Here is a 17,535-nt window from a genome sequence, read left to right on the forward strand (position 1 = left end):
CGAAGGGCTTGGGAATCAGCCCATGGACGCCCGATGCAGGCGGTCGCGCACGCCTTCCCATTCGGGCGTGTCGGGCGGCGTCTCGACCCAGATCAGCTTGACGCCCTCGGCATCGAACTCGCGCAGCATTGCGAACAGCTGGTGCGCGCTCGCCGCCGCGTCGTCCGGCATGCGCCGCTGCAGCACGCGCTGGGAATGGCTGCGCACCTCGGTGCGCGTCCACACCGCGATGTGGGCCGCGCCCGGGCCGAGCACGTCGAGGCCGGCCTGGATGGCCTTGGCATCCATCAGCCGCAGCTTGGCGTTCGGCGCGTAGTGCGCCTCGAGCGTGCCGGAGGCGCGCGGATCGGGCGTCTCGAGCACCTCGCGGTTGCTCAGGCGCTCGCCCGCGGCGGCCTCGATCTGCGCGCGCGTGATCAGGCCCGGGCGTAGCAGCACGGGCGCGCCGCGGCTGCAGTCGACGATGGTCGACTCGATGCCCACCTCGCAGGCGCCGCCGTCGATCACCGTCAGCGCATCGCCGAACTCGTCATGCACATGCTGCGCAGTGGTGGGGCTCACGCGGCCGAAGCGGTTGGCGCTCGGACCCGCGAGGCCCGGCACGCCCTGCTCGGCGCAGGCCTCGAGCAGGGCCTGCGCGACCGGATGCGAAGGGCAGCGCAGGCCGATGGTGTCCTGCCCGCCGGCGGCCGCGGCCGCCACGCCGGGCTGGCGCGTGACGATCAGCGTCAGCGGGCCGGGCCAGAAGGCCTGCACCAGCTTCTGCGCGAAGGGCGGCAGCGGCTGCGCGAAGCGCGACAGCGCCTCGGTGCCCTTGATGCCGGCCGCCACGTGGACGATCAGCGGATGGTCGGCCGGCCGGCCCTTGGCCTTGAAGATGCCGGCCACCGCCATGTCGCTGGTGGCATCGGCGCCCAGGCCGTAGACGGTCTCGGTCGGGAACGCGACCAGCCCGCCCGCGCGCAGCACGCGCACGGCCTCGGCAATGGCTTCGGGGGATTGGCCGTCGAGGATCATGCGAAGTCGGCCGCCGACAGCGCCGGCAGGCCGAGCACGGTGGCGGCCTGGGAGGCCGCGGCGCGCACATTTTCGAGCGTGGCGCCGGTGAGCGTCAGGTGGCCCATCTTGCGGCCGCGGCGCGGTTCGATCTTGCCGTAGAGATGCAGGTGCACGCCGGGCAGCGCAAGCACTTCGCTCCAGCGTGGCGCCACCGGCTTGTCGCCGCCCGCGGTGAACCACAGGTCGCCCAGCAGGTTCAGCATGATCGCCGGGCTGTGCTGGCGCGGCGCGGCCAGCGGCAGGCCCGCCAGGGTGCGCACCTGCAGCTCGAACTGCGAGACGTCGCAGGCTTCCATGGTGTAGTGGCCGCTGTTGTGCGGCCGGGGCGCCATTTCGTTCACCACCAGCGAGCCGTCGGCCAGCGCGAAGAACTCCACGCACAGCACGCCCACGTAGTCCAGCCCGGTGGCAATGCTCTTGGCCGAGTTGACGGCGGCCTGCGCCACGGTCTTGGGCATGTTCTGCGCATGCACCTCGGTCACGGCCAGGATGCCGTCGCGGTGCAGGTTGCGCTGCGGCGGAAAGTGCACCAGCTGCCCGTCGCGGCCGCGCGCGACGATCACCGAGCATTCGAATTCGAGCGGCAGCAGCTTTTCGAGCACGCAGGGCACGCAGCCCGCGGCCTGCCAGGCGTCGACCAGTTCGGCGCGCGTGGACACGCGCTGCTGGCCCTTGCCGTCGTAGCCCAGGCGCGCGGTCTTGAGGATGCCGGGCAGCAGCGCATCGGAGGCGGCGGCGAGCTGGGCCGCGGTCTCGATGACCGCATAAGGCGCGCAGGCCACGCCGCAGCGCGTGAAATGGGCCTTTTCGGCGATCCGGTCCTGTGCGATGGCGATGGCGCCCGCGTCGGGCGCCACGGGCCGGGCCACCGAGAGCTTCTCCAGCGAGGGCGCCGGCACGTTCTCGAACTCGGTCGTGACCGCATCGGCCAGGCCCGCGAGGCGCGCGAGGCCGTCGATGTCGGCGTAGTCGGTGTGGATGTGGTGGTGGCTCACGCGGCCGGCGGGGCTGTCGGCGTCGGGGTCGAGCACGGCCGTGAAATAGCCCATGCGCTGGGCGGCATGGGCGAACATGCGGCCCAGCTGGCCGCCGCCGAGCACGCCGAGCGTGGCGCCGGGAAGAATGGGAAGGCCGTTGCCGTTGTTGTTCACAGCGCACCCCCGCCCTGGGGCGAGAACGGCGACACGGCGGCGGCATCTGCCACCGGCGGCGGCAGCGTCATGGCCTCGGCCGCGGCGGTCTGCGCGGCGCGGAAGGCATCGAGCCGGGTCCGCAGCGCCGGGTCGTTCACCGCCAGCATCGCCACCGCAAACAGCGCCGCATTGGCCGCCCCCGCATTGCCGATGGCAAAGGTGGCCACCGGCACGCCCTTGGGCATCTGCACGATGCTGTAGAGCGAATCGACGCCCTGCAGGTGGCGGCTGGCCACCGGCACGCCGAGCACCGGCACCGTGGTCTTGGCGGCCAGCATGCCCGGCAGGTGGGCGGCGCCGCCCGCGCCCGCGATGATCGCGGCGAGCCCGCGCCCGGCGGCGCTTTCGGCGTACGCGAAGAGCGCATCGGGCATCCGGTGGGCCGAGACCACCTTCGCTTCGTGCTGGATCCCGAATTGCTGGAGAATCTCGACCGCGTTGCGCATCGTCTCCCAATCGGAGTTCGAGCCCATCACTACACCGACCTGAATGGTTTCGTTCATGGTTCCAATTTTACGTTTCACCCCCAGTTGTTCCCGATGATCGACATCACTCTCGAAAATTTTCAGGCTGAACTGATCGAAGGCTCGGTCGCCACGCCGGTGCTGCTCGACATCTGGGCCGAATGGTGCGGACCGTGCAAGCAGCTCGGCCCGGTGCTCGAAAAGCTCGAAACCGAGTACGCCGGGCGCTTCACGCTGGCCAAGCTGGACGCCGACAAGGTGCCCCAGATCTCGTCGCAGCTGTCCGAAATGTTCGGCGTGCGCAGCATCCCGTTCTGCGTGATGTTCAAGGACGGCCAGCCGGTCGACGGCTTCGTCGGCGCCATTCCGGCCGACAAGATCCGCGAATTCCTCGACAAGCACGTGCCCGCCGCCGAGCAGCTCGAAGCCGCCTCCCAGGAGGCCGCGGCCCAGGAAGCGCTGGCCGAAGGCGACACCGAGGGCGCGCTCGAGCGGCTGCAGCATGCGGTGGCGACCGACCCGGCCAACGACGACGCGCGCTTCGACTACATCAAGCTGCTGCTGCAGATGGGCCGCATCGACGATGCCAAGGTGGCGTTCGCGCCGGTGATCGCCAAAACCACGCTGGTGCGCCGCTTCGATTCGCTGCAGCGCTGGATGGACGCCATCGATTTTGCGGCGCCGGTGTCGGGCGCCGCGCCCGCCATGGCCGGGTTCAACGCGAAGATCGCCGCCGCCAAGCGCGACTTCGACGCCCGCTTCGGCCGCGCCCGTCTGCTGATGGCCGAGCAGCGCTGGACCGATGCGATGGACGAGCTGCTCGAGATCCTGATGCGCGACAAGGCCTGGAACGAGGAGCTCGCGCGCAAGACCTACATCGCGATCCTCGACCTGATCGAGCCGCCCAAGGTGAAAGTGGCGGACGGCCAGATTCCGCCGGACGATCCGGTGGTGGCCACCTACCGCCGCCGGCTCAGCAGCGTGGTGCTGAGCTGAGCTGAACCGGCAGCACGGCCAATTGCGGCAGGCGCACGCATCTTGGCGAGCCGGGGCGGCCTCGCATACGATGGCGGCGATTCAACTTGTTGCAATTGAGAAGAAGGACACACCGGCCATGCGCTTTTCCGCCCGCCACCGCGCCCGCATCGCGCTTTCCGTTTTCGCGACCGCACTGATGGCCGCCGCCCTGGTCGGCTGCGGCAGCGGCATCAGCCTCGACGAGCCGATCGAAGGCCCGGTCTGGCGCCTGGTGCAGCTGGGCAACGAGCCCGTGCCGCCCGGCGGCGAAGCGCAGATCCAGTTCGACCGCAGCAGCGGGCGCGTCAGCGGAACGGGCGGCTGCAACCGCGTTTCGGGATCGTTCACGCGCAGCGGCATCACGCTGCGCATCGGCCAGCTGGCCTCGACGCGCATGGCCTGCGCGGATCCGGTGCGCGGCGCCAACGAGGCGCAATTCATCTCGGCGCTGCAGACCACCGCGACCTACCGCCTGGCCGGCCCGGGGCGGCTCGCGCTGCTCGACGCGAGCGGGCGCACCGTGGCCACGCTGAACTCGGCGAGCCGCTGAAGCGGCCCGCCGCTTCCTTTTTCCTCAGCCGGTGAGGCGCTCCAGCGCTTCGCGGTACTTGGCCGCGGTCTTTTCGATGACCTCGGCCGGCAGGCGCGGCGCCGGCGGGGTCTTGTCCCAGGGCTTGCCGTTGATCTTGGTGGCTTCGAGCCAGTCCCGCACGAACTGCTTGTCGTAGCTCGGCGGATTGGCGCCCGCGGCCAGCGCGGCCTGGTAGCCCTCGACCGGCCAGTAGCGCGAGCTGTCGGGCGTGAGCACCTCGTCCATCAGCACCAGCGTGCCGGCCTCATCCAGCCCGAACTCGAACTTGGTGTCGGCAATGATCATTCCCTTGCCCAGCGCGATCTGCGCGGCGGTTTCGTAGATCTCCAGGCTGGTCTCGCGGATCTGCTGCGCCAGCTTGGGGCCGACGATCTCGACCACGCGGTCGTAGCTGATGTTCTCGTCGTGCTCGCCGGCCGCGGCCTTGGCGGCGGGCGTGAAGATCGGGCGCGGCAGCTTGCTCGCGTTGGTGAGCCCTTCGGGCAGCGGCACGCCGCAGACCGAGCGGCTTTCCTGGTATTCCTTCCAGCCGCTGCCGGCCAGGTAGCCGCGCACCACGGCCTCGACCGGGATCGGCGTGAGGCGCTTGACCAGCATCGAGCGGCCGGTGACCTGCGGCACCTCTTCGGGCGTGACCACGCTCTCGGGCGCTTCGCCCGTCAGGTGGTTGGGGCACAGCTGGCCGAGGCGGTCGAACCACCACAGCGCCATCTGCGTGAGGATCTCGCCCTTGCCCGGAATCGGCTCGCCCATGATCACGTCGAAGGCGCTGAGCCGGTCGCTCGCGACCATCAGGATGCGGTCTTCGCCGACGGCGTAGTTGTCTCGCACCTTGCCGCGCGCAAGCAGGGGCAGGCTCTGGATGGAAGAGGTGTGGACAGTGGTCATGGGACGGTGCTGCTGTGCGGAAACGGGTGACGGGGGAAAACGGATTGTGCGCGCAGAAAAAAGCCACCGCGAACGGTGGCCTGCGAATCGCGGAAAAAGTTTGTCTTCAGACCACTTCTTGCGCGAGTTCGCCCTTGGCGTACTTGGCGGCGACGACCTGCAGCGTGTCGCCCTTGATCTTGGCGCCCTGGCCTTCGCAGCCGAACTCGATGTAGCGCTGCTTGCAGATCAGCCTGGCGGCCTCGCGCGCGGGCTTGAGCCATTCGCGGGCGTCGAACTTCTCGGGGTTCTCGGCCAGGAACTTGCGCACCGCGCCGGTCATGGCCAGGCGGATGTCGGTGTCGATGTTGATCTTGCGCACGCCGTGCTTGATGGCTTCCTGGATTTCCTTCACGGGCACGCCGTAGGTTTCCTTCATGTTGCCGCCGTACTGGCGAATGATGGCCAGCAGCTCCTGCGGCACGCTCGACGAGCCGTGCATCACCAGGTGGGTGTTGGGAATGCGGCGGTGGATTTCCTTGATGCGGTCGATCGCCAGGATGTCGCCGGTGGGCTCGCGCGTGAACTTGTAGGCGCCGTGGCTGGTGCCGATGGCAATGGCCAGCGCGTCGATCTGGGTGCGCTTGACGAAGTCGGCGGCCTGCTCGGGATCGGTCAGCAGCTGCTCGCGCGTCATGGTGTCGTCGGTGCCGTGGCCGTCTTCCTTGTCGCCCTTCATGGTCTCGAGCGAGCCCAGGCAGCCGAGCTCGCCTTCGACGGTCACGCCCAGGCGGTGGGCCATGTCCGACACCTTCTTGGTGACGTCCACGTTGTAGTCGTAGCTGGCAATGGTCTTGCCGTCGGCCTCGAGCGAGCCGTCCATCATGACCGAGCTGAAGCCCAGGTCGATGGCGCCCTTGCAGACGTCCGGGTTCTGGCCGTGGTCCTGGTGCATGACCAGCGGGATGTTCGGGTACTGCTCGATCGCGGCCTGGATCAGGTGCTTGATGAAGGCTTCGCCGGCGTATTTGCGGGCACCGGCGCTGGCCTGCAGGATGACGGGCGCGCCGGTTTCCTTGGCGGCCTCCATCACGGCCTGGACCTGTTCGAGGTTGTTGACGTTGAAGGCCGGAATGCCGTAGCCGTTGGCGGCTGCGTGGTCCAGCAGTTCGCGCATCGAGACGAGTGCCATGGGAAATACCTCGCGGAAATAGGGAAAAAAGAAGGCGGAAAGACGAAAGAAAACTGCCCCAATTCTATCGAGCCCCCTTGTGGGACGGCACTGACAGGGGCCGCAGGCCCTCCGGCGCGCAGCCGCAGGCGCCCCTAGATGGGCAGCTGCGTGGTCGACAGCACCTGCTTGAGCACCACGAAGGTCCGGATCTGCCGCACGCCCGGCAGGTACAGCAGCTGCTCGGCATGCAGGCGGTTGAAGCTGTCGTTGTCGCGCGTTCGCACGAGCATGAAGTAGTCGAACTCGCCCGTGACCACGTGGCATTCGAGGCAGCCCGAGACCTTTTGCGCGGCCTTCTCGAAATCGGCGAAGGAATCGGGCGTGGAGCGGTCGAGCACCACGCCGATCATCACCAGCATGCCGAGCTCGAGCGCCTGGGCATCGAGCAGCGCGACGATGCCCTTGATGAGTCCCGCAGCCTTGAGCCGCTCCACGCGGCGCAGGCAGGCGGGCGCGCTCAGGTTGACCTTGGCGGCCAGCGCCACGTTTGACACCGAGGCGTCGCGCTGCAGGGCGCGCAGGATCGCGCGATCGGTGCGGTCGAGCTCCGCCGCCGCTTCGGCCGCCTGCGCCGGCGTGCTACGCAACTTTGTTGTGCTCATTGTGGTGTTTTCGAATCAAAAACCTCTGATTCCCCCGATCTTGTCTTTTTTTGCGCCGAAATTCCACCAAAGTTTGCAAGCACGTTTCGGCGGCTTCTTCCTACGATCGATGGCATCCCTTTTCTGTTGGAGCAGCACCGATGAACCTGAAGAAATTCCCCCGCCACGCGCTCACCTTCGGCCCGACGCCGATCCATCCGCTCAAGCGCCTGAGCGCCCACCTGGGCGGCGAGGTCGAGCTCTACGCCAAGCGCGAGGACTGCAACAGCGGCCTGGCCTTCGGCGGCAACAAGACGCGCAAGCTCGAATACCTGATTCCCGAGGCGCTCGAGGGCGGCTACGACACGCTGGTGTCGATCGGCGGCATCCAGTCGAACCAGACGCGCCAGGTGGCGGCAGTGGCCGCGCACCTGGGCCTGAAGTGCGTGCTGGTGCAGGAGAACTGGGTCAACTATTCCGATGCGGTGTACGACCGGGTCGGCAACATCGAGATGTCGCGCATCATGGGCGCCGACGTGCGGCTGGACAGCGCGGGCTTCGACATCGGCATCCGCAAGAGCTGGGAAGAAGCCATGGCCGACGTGCGCAAGGCCGGCGGCAAGCCCTTTCCGATTCCGGCCGGCTGCTCGGAGCATCCGCGCGGCGGCCTGGGCTTCGTCGGCTTTGCCGAGGAAGTGCGGCAGCAGGAGGCCGAGCTGGGCTTCAAGTTCGACTACATCGTGACCTGCTCGGTCACGGGCAGCACGCAGGCCGGCATGGTGGTGGGCTTTGCGGCCGACGGCCGGGCCGACCGCGTGATCGGCATCGACGCCTCGGCCAAGCCCGAGCAGACCTTCGCGCAGATCGTGCGCATTGCCAAGGGCACGGCCGAGCTGGTCGAGCTGGGCCGCGACATCACCGACAAGGACGTGGTGCTCGACCGCCGCTTCGGCGGCCCCGAATACGGCCTGCCCAACGAAGGCACGCTGGAATCGATCCGCCTCTGCGCGCGGCTCGAAGGCATGCTGACCGACCCTGTGTACGAGGGCAAGTCGATGCACGGGATGATCGAGAAGGTGCGCCTGGGCGAATTCCCGGCCGGCTCGAAGGTGCTCTATGCGCACCTGGGCGGCGTGCCCGCCCTCAACGCCTACAGCTTCCTGTTCAGGAACGGCTGAGCGGGCTCAGCTCGCGCGGCAGATTTTCAGCATGTTGGTGCCGCCTGGGGCACCCATCGGCTCGCCGCAGGTGATGGCGTAGACGTCGCCGGTCTGCACGATGCCGCGCTTCTTCAGGTGGGCTTCGGCCTGCTCGAGCGCGGTGTCGCGGTCGCTCTCCGAATCCATCAGCAGCGGACGCACGTTGCGGTAGAGCGCCATCCTGCGCTGCGTGGCCAGGCGCGAGGTCAGCGCGTACATCGGGATGTGCGCGCGGTGGCGGCTCATCCACAGCGGCGTGGAGCCCGATTCGGTGAGCGCCACGATGGCCTTGGCGCCCAGGTGGTGGGCCGTGAACAGCGCGCCCATCGCAATCGACTGGTCGATGCGGCTGTAGGTCTTGCCGCTGAAGTCGGCGTCGAGCGTCTTGTCCTCGGCCGCTTCGGCGGCTTCGCAGATGCGGCTCATCTCCTGCACCGTCTCGAGCGGGTAGCGGCCCGAGGCGGTTTCGGCCGAGAGCATCACGGCGTCGGTGCCGTCGAGCACGGCGTTGGCCACGTCGCTCACCTCGGCGCGCGTGGGCACCGGGTTGGTGATCATCGACTCCATCATCTGGGTCGCGGTGATCACCACCTTGTCCATGTCGCGCGCCATGCGGATCATCTTCTTCTGCAGCGCCGGCACGGCGGCATTGCCCACTTCCACGGCCAAGTCGCCGCGCGCCACCATGATGCCGTCGCTCGCGCGCAGGATCTCTTCCAGCTTGGGAATGGCCTCAGCGCGCTCGATCTTGGCGATCAGGCCCGGCTTGTGGCCGTACTCGGCCGCGGCCACGTTGCACAGCTGGCGCGCCATTTCCATGTCGGTGGCGTTCTTGGGAAAGCTCACGGCCACGTAGTCGGCCTGGAAGCTCATCGCGGTCTTGATGTCTTCCATGTCCTTGGCGGTGAGCGCCGGCGCCGTGAGGCCGCCGCCCTGCTTGTTGATGCCCTTGTTGTTGGAGAGCTCGCCGCCGAGCTTGACGGTGGTGTGCACCGCCTCGCCGCGCACCGCGTCGACCGTGAGCACGATGAGGCCGTCGTTCAGCAGCAGCCGGTCGCCGGGGCGCACGTCGCGCGGCAGGTCCTTGTAGTCGAGGCCGACCGCCTCGGCGTCGCCGGGCTCGGTGCGCGAGGCGTCGAGCACGAACTTGGCGCCCGGCTCGAGCCAGACCTTGCCCTGCGCGAACTTGCCGACGCGGATCTTGGGGCCCTGCAGGTCGGCCATGATCGCCACCTCGCGGCCCGTCTTGCGTGCCGCCTCGCGCACCATGGCGGCGCGGTCGATGTGGTCCTGCGCGGTGCCGTGGCTGAAGTTGAGCCGCACCACGCTGACCTTGTTCAGGATCATCTGCTCCAGCAACTCGGGCGTGTTGGACGCCGGGCCGAGCGTGGCGACGATCTTGGTGGCGTGGCGGGGAAGGCGATCCGTGATCATTGAACTTGTCTCCATTTTGTATCCGCTACTGTATACACTTTGTGTGACAACAGGAAGCGGGCACCGCCGCGCGGGCGCGAAAAATCAGCCTGCGGCACGCTTGGCGAGGATTTCGAAAGCCGGCAGCGTCTTGCCCTCGAGCACTTCGAGGAAGGCGCCGCCGCCGGTCGAGATGTAGCCGACCTGCTTTTCGATGCCGTACTTGGCAATGGCCGCGAGCGTGTCGCCGCCGCCGGCAATCGAGAAGGCGCTGCTCTCGGCAATGGCCTGGGCGATGGCCTTGGTGCCGCCCGCGAAGGCGTCGAACTCGAACACGCCCACCGGGCCGTTCCAGACGATGGTGCCGGCCTTGCGCAGCTGCGCGGCCAGGATCGCGGCGGTCTTGGGGCCGATGTCCAGGATCAGGTCGTCGTCGGCCACGCCGCTCGCGTCCTTGACGGTGGCGGGCGCATCGGCCGCGAAGGTCTTGGCCGTGACCACGTCGACCGGGATCGGCACGTCGGCGCCGCGCGCGCGCATGGCCTCGATCACCGCCTTGGCCTGGTCGATCAGGTCGGGCTCGGCCAGCGACTTGCCGATCTTGAGGCCGGCCGCGAGCATGAAGGTGTTGGCGATGCCGCCGCCGACGATCAGCTGGTCGACGTTGGCCGACAGGCTCTTGAGGATGGTGAGCTTGGTGCTGACCTTGGAGCCGGCCACGATGGCCACCAGCGGCCGCTTGGGCTGGGCCAGCGCCTTGGTGATGGCGTCGATCTCGGCCGCGAGCAGCGGGCCGGCCGCGGCCACCTTGGCGAACTGCGCGATGCCGTAGGTGGTGGCTTCGGCCCGGTGGGCGGTGCCGAAGGCGTCGTTCACGTAGATGTCGGTGAGCGCGGCGAGCTTGCGCGCGAGCGCCTCGTCGTTCTTCTTCTCGCCCTTGTTGACGCGGCAGTTCTCGAGCAGCACGACCTGGCCGGGCTTGACGTCGACGCCGTCGACCCAGTTGGCGACCAGCGGCACTTCGCGGCCGAGCAGCTCGCCCAGGCGCTTGGCCACCGGGGCGAGCGAGTCCTCGGGCTTGAATTCGCCTTCGGTCGGGCGGCCCAGATGCGAGGTCACCATCACGGCGGCGCCGGCGTCGAGCGCCAGCTGGATGCAGGGCACCGAGGCGCGGATGCGCGTGTCTTCGGTGATGTTGCCGGCATCGTCCTGCGGCACGTTGAGGTCGGCACGGATGAAGACGCGCTGGCCGGCGGCCTTGCCCTGCGCGCAGAGGTCGGTGAATCGAATGACGTTCATGGATCTGGAGGAGGAGGAGGAGGTGGTGGAAGACAGGTCGCCTTCCATTGTAGGTTTGGCCCCGGCACCGCCCTGTGCGCCTGTTGCGGCCCGCCGATGCTTTTCATCCGCCCCTGGGCTGCGCCCGGGCGTAGCGCTCGAGGATCTCGACGAAGCTCGCGGCGGCCGGCGACAGGGTGCGCCGCGCCGCGCTGTAGATGCAGACCTCGCGGTGGAAGTCGGGCGATTCGAGCCGCACCATCTGCAGGCCGTGGGCGCGCACCAGCGACGCCGAATAGGTCGGGCACACCGTGAGCCCGAGCCCCGAGGCCACCATGCCGAGCGCGGTGGTCATGTACGACACCTCCTGGGTGCCCGGGCGCAGCATGAGCTCGCGCTCGGCCGGCGCCAGCTCGGGCAGCACGCGCTGGCGGAAGTCGCGCGTGGGCGCGATGAAGGTGTAGGGGCCGAGTTCGTGCCAGCGCACCTTGCGGCGCTTCGCAAAGGCGTGGCCGGGCGGGCAGATCAGCCAGTGCCGGTCGCGAAAGAGGGTGCGGCGCTCGATCGCGCCGTCGACGGCCACGTCCTGCCCCACCGCAAGCTCCACGTCGCCGGCCGTCACGCCCGCGAGCAGGTGCTCGGGCAGCGTGTCGGCCAGGCGCACGTCGACGTCCGGGAACGCCTCGCGGTAGAGCGCGATCACGCGCGGCATCAGCGTGCAGGCCATGAGCTGCGGCGCTGCAAGCCGCAACAGCCCTTTCTTCTTGTCACGCAAATCCGTGACGCCGGCCACCGCGCCTGCGAGGTCGGCCAGCAGCCGGTGCACCGAGGGCAGGAACTCGCGCCCGGCCTCCGACAGCTGCACGCGCCGCGTGTGGCGGTCGAGCAGCTGCACGCCCATCTCGCGCTCGAGCTCGCGCACCAGCACGCTGAGCGCCGACTGCGTGAGGTGCAGCTGCTGCGCGGCCGCGGTGAAGCTGCCGGTCTCGGCCACGGCCGCGAAGGCGCGCAATTGGCGCAGGGTCAGATTCATATGGTTATTTCATCAATCGATGAATTAATTTCGATTGCATCATAAGACGCGGCATTGCCCAATCGCGGCTCACCGGAGACCACAAAGCCATGCCGACGACCGCCCACGCGGCCCCGCCAGTTCGCGGGCTGCACCATTTCGCCTGGCGCTGCCGCGACAGCGAGGAAACCCGCCGCTTCTACGAAGACCTTCTGGGCCTGCCGCTCGCGCACGTCATCAAGAGCGACCACGTGCCGAGCACGGGCGAGTACTGCCCCTACGTGCACATCTTCTTCCGCATGCGCGACGGTTCGTACATCGCCTTCTTCGACCTGGGCGACGACGTCGCGGCGCTGCCTTCGCCCAACACGCCGGCGTGGGTCAACCACATCGCGCTGCGGGTCGATTCGGTGGCCGACCTGCTCGCCGCCAAGGCGCGGCTCGAGGGCGCGGGCGTCGAAGTGCTGGGCGTGACCGACCACCACATCATCGAATCGATCTACTTCTTCGATCCCAACGGCCTGCGTGTGGAGCTGACCACGCCGACCGTGCCGCAGGCCGAGATGGAGGCGCACGCGCTGCGCGCGCGTGCGGACCTCGATGCGTGGACCGCGCGCAAGGCCGGGCTGCGCACGGCGAAGGGCGAGTCGCATGCCTGAGCTGCAACTCGCCGTCATCGACGTGAAGCCCGGCGCGGCCATGGAGAGCCAGTCGGGCCTGCAGATGCTGCGCCCACGCATCTACGGCGCCTTCCGCGCGCCGCCGGGCCCGAAAAGGATCGCGGCCATCGTGATGCACCCGACCAGCAACTTCATGGGCCACTACCTGATCGGCCCGCTGGCCGAGCGCGGCATCTGCTGCATGGGGCTGAACTCGCGCTACGTGGGCAACGACACGGTGCTGCTGATGGAGCGCGCCATCCAGGACCTGGGCGCCGGCGTGCAGTACCTGCGCGCGGCCGGCTACGAGAAGGTGTTCCTGGTCGGCAACTCCGGCGGCGCGGCGCTTTCGGCCTTCTACCAGGCGCAGGCCGAGAAGCTCACCGCCACCCACCTGCCCGACGGCGACCCCACGCACCTGCACCCGGGCGACCTGCCGCCCGTGGACGGCATCGCGCTGTGCGCCGCGCACCTGGGCCGCACGCGGCTGATGCGCGACTGGATCGATCCGTCCGTCACCGACGAGCATGACCCGCTCTCGGTGGACCCCGAACTCGACATGTACGACCCGCGCCACCGCATGCCCTACGACCGCGGCTTTCTCGCGCGCTTCAGTGCGGCGCAGCAGGCGCGGCTCGATCGCATCGAGCAGTGGTGCGTCGACCGCCTCGCGCTGCTGCGCAGCACGCCAGGCGCGCCGCGCGACCAGACCTTCATCGTCTACCGCACGCATGCCGATCCGCGCTGCGTGGATCTTTCGCTCGATGCCAACGACCGCCTGCCGGGCAGCGTGTGGGGCGATGCGCGCCAGGTCAACTACTCGGCCAATGCGATGGGCCGCACCACCTCGCTCACCGCGTTTCTCTCGCAGTGGTCTTCACGCTCGCAGGCCGACGGGCCGGCCAACCTCGCGCGCACCAGCGTTCCGAAGCTGCTGCTGACCTACACGGGCGACCAGTCGACCTTCCCGAGCACGCGCGATGCCTGGATGGCCGCGGGCGGTGCGCGCATCCGCAACGTCGACATCGTGGGCGGCAACCACTACCTCGCGGGCCAGCCCGAGCTGATTCCGAAGGCGGCCGACGCCATCGCCGAATTCGCCCACGCGCTGTAGAAGAGCCATGGAAAACTTTGCATTTGCGCCGGCCTACGAGTTGCCGGCCTGGCCCTTCGTGCCGCCGCCCGAACTGGGCAGCACCCAAATCGTTCGCCACCCGATCGTGATCGTCGGCGCCGGGCCCTCGGGCCTCACGCTGGCCTGCGATCTTGCGCAGCGCGGCGTGCGCGCGGTGCTGCTCGACGAGGACGACACCGTCGGCGTGCGCGGTGCGTCCTCGCGCGGCATCTGCTATGCGCAGAAGAGCCTCGAGATCTTCGAACGCCTGGGCATCTACGAGCGCATCGCGGCCAAGGGCATCACCTGGTCGCTCGGGCGCACCTTCTCGGGCGAGCAGGAGGTCTACAGCTTCAATCTCCAGGCAGAAAGCGTCTCGAGGCAACCGCCCTTCATCAACCTGCAGCAGTTCTATGTCGAGTGGTTCCTGGTCGAGCGCATCCTCGAACTCGGGCTCACCGATGTGCGCTGGAAGAGCCGCGTGACGCGCATCGAGCCCTTGAGCGACGGCGTGCGCATCGACATCGAAACGCCCGCAGGCCGCTACACGATCGAAGCCGACCGCCTGATCGATGCGACCGGCGCCAACAGCCCGATCCGCACGCAGCTCGGCATCGACGCGCATGCCTCGCGCAGCACCGACCGCTGGTGCATCAGCGACGTGCGCTTCAAGAAGCCGCTGCCCACCGAGCGCTGGACCTGGGTCGACGCGCCCTTCAACGAAGGCCGCGGCGTCTGGCAGCACCTGATGGCCGATGGCGTCTGGCGCATCGACTACCAGATGCCCGAGGACTGCGACACCGCCCACATCAGCCGGCCCGAAGTGGCGGGCGCGCGGCTGCGCGAGCAGCTCGGGCCGGGCGTGGAGTTCGAGTTCGTCTGGATCGGCCCGTACGGCTACCGCGACCACCTGCTCGACAGCTTCCGCCACGGCCGCGTGTTCTTCATCGGCGATGCCGCGCATGTGGTGAGCCCCTTCGGCGCGCGCGGCGGCAACAGCGGCATCCAGGATGCGGCGAACCTCGGCTGGAAGCTGGCGCTGGTCGCACAAGGGCAGGCAGACGATGCGCTGCTCGACAGCTACGACGCCGAACGGCAGCCGGCCGCGAAGGAGAACCTCAAGGTCACGAGCCGCTCGGCGCGCTTCCTTGCGCCGCGCTCGCCGGCCGAGCACACGCTGCGCCGCGCGGTGGTGGCGCTGGCCGCGCGCCATCCGTTCGCGCGTGCGCTGGTCAACACCGGCCGCATGTCGGTCGCCAACGACTATCCGCCCGCGCCGCAGTTGCCGGAAGGCGCGCGCACGGTGCAGAACCTGCCGCTGCGCTGGGCCGATGGCCGCGAGACCACGCTGATGCAGCTGCTGGCCGAGGACACGCAGTGCGTGGGCCTGTGGCTCGCGCCGGCACGCGCCGAAGTCAGGACGACCATGGACCTGACGGCGGCGCTGCCGCTGCGCCTGCTCGCCATCGGCGGCGACAGTGGGCTGCCCACGCTGCAGGCCGACGAGACGCTCGTGCGCCACCTCGGCCTGCACGACGCGGGCAGCTTCGTGCTCGTGCGTCCCGATGCCTACTGCGCCGCGACGCTGCCGCAGGCCACGCCCGATGCGATCGCCGCCGCGCTGCGCACGGCCCTCGCCCTCGACCACCACGCCCCATGATCACCGAGCCCCGCATCCCCGACCCTGACGGCTTCTACGCCGCGCTGCTCGCCGCGCACGAGGGCCTCGGCGAAGCGCAGAGCGCCGACCTCAACGCCCGCCTCGTGCTGCTGCTGGCCAACCAGTGCGGCGACCAAGCCGTGCTGCTCGCCTGCATCCGAGCCGCGGCCGAAGACCCCACGACAACTCCGGAAACCCCATGACCGCCCACGTATCCTTCGCCTCGGCCTCCGACACGCGCGAACAGAAGCCGCAGCTGCGCGAACTCGCGCCCGGCGTGTACGGCTACATCAGCGACTTCGATCCGAACTGCGGCTTCGTCGTCGGCGACGAACAGGTGGTGCTGATCGACACGCGCCCCACGCCGCGCATGGCGCGTGACTTTCTCGCGGCCATCCGCGCGGTGACCGACAAACCCATCCGGACCATCGTGCTCACGCACTACCACGCGGTGCGCGTGATGGGCGCGAGCGCCTTCGACGAGGTCGAAGCCGTCATCGCGAGCAATGGCACGCTCGACTGGATCCGCACGCGCGGCCAGGCCGATTTCGATTCGGAGGTCGGCCGCTTCCCGCGCCTCTTCGCGGGCGTGGAAGAAATTCCGGGCCTGACCTTCCCGACGCAGAGCTTCGAGCGCGAGATGAGCCTTTGGCTGGGCCCTCGCCGCGGTCAGAACCGCGAGCTTCGCCTGATGGCCCTGGGCCGCGGCCATTCGAGCGGCGACACGGTCGCGTGGCTGCCCGACTGCGGCGTGCTGTTCTCGGGCGACGTGGTCGAGAACCGCTGCGGCGTCTACGCGGGCGACGCCTACATCGGCGACTGGGCCGGCACGCTCGATGCGGTGCGGGCCCTGAAGCCGCGCGTGCTGGTGCCGGGCCGTGGCGCCGTGCTGCAGGGCGAAGCCGAATGCGCCGAGGCCATCGGGCTGACCCAGGCCTTTCTCCAGACCTTGCTCGACAGCGTGAAGGCCGGCATCGCCGCGGGCGAAACGCTCAAGGGCTGCTTCGCGCGCGCCGAAGCGGCGATGACGCCGCGCTTCGGCAGCTGGCCCGTGTTCCAGCACGTCCTGCCCTTCGACGTCTCGCGCGCGTACGACGAACTGCGCGGCATCGAACACCCCGTGGTGTGGACCGCGGAGCGCGACCGCGAACTGTGGCAGACGCTGCGCGGCGAATGAGCTGAACAGATTTCAAGACAAGCAACGGAGACAAGAAACGATGAAGCGACTGATTCCCCTCATGGCCGCGGCCCTCGCGCTGGCCACCCCCTTCGCATCGGCGCAGCAGCCCGCCGCCTATCCGAGCCAGCCGGTCAAATGGATCGTGCCCTACGTGGCCGGCGGCGGCACCGACAACCTGGCGCGCTCGCTGGCCGAGGCGATGCAGCCTTCGCTCGGACAGCCGCTCGTCATCGACAACCGGCCCGGCGCATCGACCAACATCGGCGTCTCGGTGCTGATGCAGGCCAAGCCCGACGGCTACACCATCATGCAGGCCGAGAACGCGGCGCTGCTCTTCAACGAGCACATGTTCGCCAAGCTGCCCTACAAGCCCGCGAGCGACTTCACCTACATCGGCGCCATCGGCCGCTTTCCGGTGGCGCTGGTGGTGCACCCGGACTTTCCCGCGAAGAACGTGGCCGAGTTCGTGCGCTACGTGAAGGCCAACCCGGAGAAGGCGAGCTATGCCTCGCCCGGCAACGGCTCGCCGCACCACATGGCGATGGAGCTCTTCAAGCAGAAGGCCGGCCTCACGATCACGCACGTGCCCTACAAGGGCGCCGCGCCCGCCATGACCGACCTGATGGGCGGCCAGGTGCCCACGATGATGCTCGACCTGGCCTCGGGCCTGCCGATCATCAAGGCAGGCAAGGTGCGGGTGCTGGCAATTGCGCTACCGCAGCGCGCGAGCGCACTGCCCGAGGTGCCCACCTTCGCCGAGGCCGGCTTCAGCGACGTCAACGCCTACGCCTTCCACGGCCTGATCGGCCCGGCCGGCATGCCGCCCGAAGCGGTGGCGCGCATCAACGGCGAACTGCACAAGGCGATGAAGGCGCCGAAGGTGGCGAAGCTGTTCTCGGAGTTCGGCTTCGAGGCGCTGCCGGGCACGCCGCAGGATTTCTACAGGCTCTCGCGGGCCGAGAGCGAGCGCTGGGGCAAGATCATCGCGGCCGCCGGCGTGAAGCTGGACTGAA

Annotated in this window: 18 protein-coding genes; 9 read left to right on the forward strand and 9 right to left on the reverse strand. The window is 68.9% G+C overall.

Annotated elements, in window-relative coordinates; translation table 11 throughout:
* Positions 1 to 15: 15 nt before the first annotated feature.
* The 3 genes from RZE77_RS26530 to purE are packed head-to-tail and all read right to left on the reverse strand — an operon-like array spanning position 16 to position 2,755.
* The gene (locus RZE77_RS26530; protein ID WP_319439956.1) at positions 16 to 1,017 is read right to left on the reverse strand and encodes an L-threonylcarbamoyladenylate synthase; all 1,002 of its coding nucleotides are present in this window, start codon (positions 1,015 to 1,017) and stop codon (positions 16 to 18) included.
* A complete protein-coding gene (locus tag RZE77_RS26535) occupies positions 1,014 to 2,210 on the reverse strand; it encodes a 5-(carboxyamino)imidazole ribonucleotide synthase (RefSeq protein WP_319439957.1) in 1,197 nt (398 codons plus the stop codon). Before RZE77_RS26535 ends, RZE77_RS26530 begins: the two co-directional genes overlap by 4 nt.
* Entirely contained in the window at positions 2,207 to 2,755 is a 549-nt protein-coding gene (gene purE, locus RZE77_RS26540) for a 5-(carboxyamino)imidazole ribonucleotide mutase (protein ID WP_319439958.1), read from the reverse strand. The genes RZE77_RS26535 and purE overlap by 4 nt, the downstream gene beginning before the upstream one ends.
* 36 nt (positions 2,756 to 2,791) lie before the next feature.
* On the opposite strand from purE, the gene RZE77_RS26545 reads away from it, so the two are divergent.
* Positions 2,792 to 3,712 carry a tetratricopeptide repeat protein gene (locus RZE77_RS26545; protein WP_319439959.1) on the forward strand — a complete coding sequence of 307 codons (921 nt, stop codon included), beginning with the start codon at positions 2,792 to 2,794 and terminating at the stop codon, positions 3,710 to 3,712.
* A gap of 118 nt (positions 3,713 to 3,830) precedes the next feature.
* Positions 3,831 to 4,283: an META domain-containing protein gene (locus tag RZE77_RS26550; protein WP_319439960.1), complete on the forward strand. Its 453-nt coding sequence runs from the start codon at positions 3,831 to 3,833 to the stop codon at positions 4,281 to 4,283.
* Positions 4,284 to 4,307: 24 nt separating this feature from the next.
* Here the strand turns inward: RZE77_RS26550 and RZE77_RS26555 are convergent, their stop codons facing one another.
* The 3 genes from RZE77_RS26555 to RZE77_RS26565 all read right to left on the reverse strand — a co-directional run bounded on the left by RZE77_RS26555 (position 4,308) and on the right by RZE77_RS26565 (position 7,028).
* Positions 4,308 to 5,213 (reverse strand): phosphoribosylaminoimidazolesuccinocarboxamide synthase, encoded by a 906-nt coding sequence (locus RZE77_RS26555; protein ID WP_015867835.1) that lies wholly within the window; start codon positions 5,211 to 5,213, stop codon positions 4,308 to 4,310.
* A 106-nt stretch (positions 5,214 to 5,319) separates the two neighbouring features.
* The gene (fba, locus tag RZE77_RS26560; protein ID WP_018905207.1) at positions 5,320 to 6,384 is read right to left on the reverse strand and encodes a class II fructose-bisphosphate aldolase; all 1,065 of its coding nucleotides are present in this window, start codon (positions 6,382 to 6,384) and stop codon (positions 5,320 to 5,322) included.
* A 134-nt stretch (positions 6,385 to 6,518) separates the two neighbouring features.
* Positions 6,519 to 7,028 (reverse strand): Lrp/AsnC family transcriptional regulator, encoded by a 510-nt coding sequence (locus RZE77_RS26565; protein WP_319439961.1) that lies wholly within the window; start codon positions 7,026 to 7,028, stop codon positions 6,519 to 6,521.
* 140 nt (positions 7,029 to 7,168) lie between these two features.
* On the opposite strand from RZE77_RS26565, the gene RZE77_RS26570 reads away from it, so the two are divergent.
* On the forward strand, positions 7,169 to 8,185 hold the full coding sequence (locus RZE77_RS26570) for a 1-aminocyclopropane-1-carboxylate deaminase (protein WP_015867838.1): 1,017 nt from the start codon (positions 7,169 to 7,171) through the stop codon (positions 8,183 to 8,185).
* Between the two features lie 6 nt (positions 8,186 to 8,191).
* On the opposite strand, the gene pyk is transcribed toward RZE77_RS26570, so the two are convergent.
* From pyk to RZE77_RS26585, 3 genes are all read right to left on the reverse strand, one after another.
* Positions 8,192 to 9,640: a pyruvate kinase gene (gene pyk / locus RZE77_RS26575; RefSeq protein WP_062364063.1), complete on the reverse strand. Its 1,449-nt coding sequence runs from the start codon at positions 9,638 to 9,640 to the stop codon at positions 8,192 to 8,194.
* An 84-nt stretch (positions 9,641 to 9,724) separates the two neighbouring features.
* The gene (locus RZE77_RS26580) at positions 9,725 to 10,918 is read right to left on the reverse strand and encodes a phosphoglycerate kinase (RefSeq protein WP_319439962.1); all 1,194 of its coding nucleotides are present in this window, start codon (positions 10,916 to 10,918) and stop codon (positions 9,725 to 9,727) included.
* Positions 10,919 to 11,021: 103 nt separating this feature from the next.
* A complete protein-coding gene (locus tag RZE77_RS26585; RefSeq protein ID WP_319439963.1) occupies positions 11,022 to 11,930 on the reverse strand; it encodes a LysR family transcriptional regulator in 909 nt (302 codons plus the stop codon).
* Between the two features lie 89 nt (positions 11,931 to 12,019).
* Here RZE77_RS26585 and RZE77_RS26590 point away from each other — a divergent pair, with 89 nt between their 5' ends.
* From RZE77_RS26590 to RZE77_RS26615, 6 genes are read left to right on the forward strand one after another with little or no spacing between them, the layout of a single operon-like run.
* On the forward strand, positions 12,020 to 12,568 hold the full coding sequence (locus RZE77_RS26590; protein ID WP_319439964.1) for a VOC family protein: 549 nt from the start codon (positions 12,020 to 12,022) through the stop codon (positions 12,566 to 12,568).
* A complete protein-coding gene (locus tag RZE77_RS26595) occupies positions 12,561 to 13,682 on the forward strand; it encodes an alpha/beta hydrolase family protein (protein WP_319439965.1) in 1,122 nt (373 codons plus the stop codon). Before RZE77_RS26590 ends, RZE77_RS26595 begins: the two co-directional genes overlap by 8 nt.
* A 7-nt stretch (positions 13,683 to 13,689) precedes the next feature.
* Positions 13,690 to 15,342, forward strand: coding sequence for an FAD-dependent oxidoreductase (locus tag RZE77_RS26600; RefSeq protein WP_319439966.1), 1,653 nt, complete (start codon positions 13,690 to 13,692; stop codon positions 15,340 to 15,342).
* On the forward strand, positions 15,339 to 15,545 hold the full coding sequence (locus RZE77_RS26605; RefSeq protein ID WP_018905213.1) for a DUF2783 domain-containing protein: 207 nt from the start codon (positions 15,339 to 15,341) through the stop codon (positions 15,543 to 15,545). The genes RZE77_RS26600 and RZE77_RS26605 overlap by 4 nt, the downstream gene beginning before the upstream one ends.
* Positions 15,542 to 16,519, forward strand: a complete 978-nt coding sequence (locus RZE77_RS26610; RefSeq protein WP_319439967.1) for an MBL fold metallo-hydrolase — start codon at positions 15,542 to 15,544, stop codon at positions 16,517 to 16,519. The genes RZE77_RS26605 and RZE77_RS26610 overlap by 4 nt, the downstream gene beginning before the upstream one ends.
* Before the next feature lie 40 nt (positions 16,520 to 16,559).
* On the forward strand, positions 16,560 to 17,534 hold the full coding sequence (locus RZE77_RS26615; protein ID WP_319439968.1) for a Bug family tripartite tricarboxylate transporter substrate binding protein: 975 nt from the start codon (positions 16,560 to 16,562) through the stop codon (positions 17,532 to 17,534).
* The last annotated feature ends 1 nt before the right edge of the window (position 17,535 follow it).

Origin of the sequence: Variovorax sp. SPNA7, from assembly GCF_033807855.1 — a bacterium.
GTDB lineage: Bacteria > Pseudomonadota > Gammaproteobacteria > Burkholderiales > Burkholderiaceae_C > Variovorax > Variovorax beijingensis.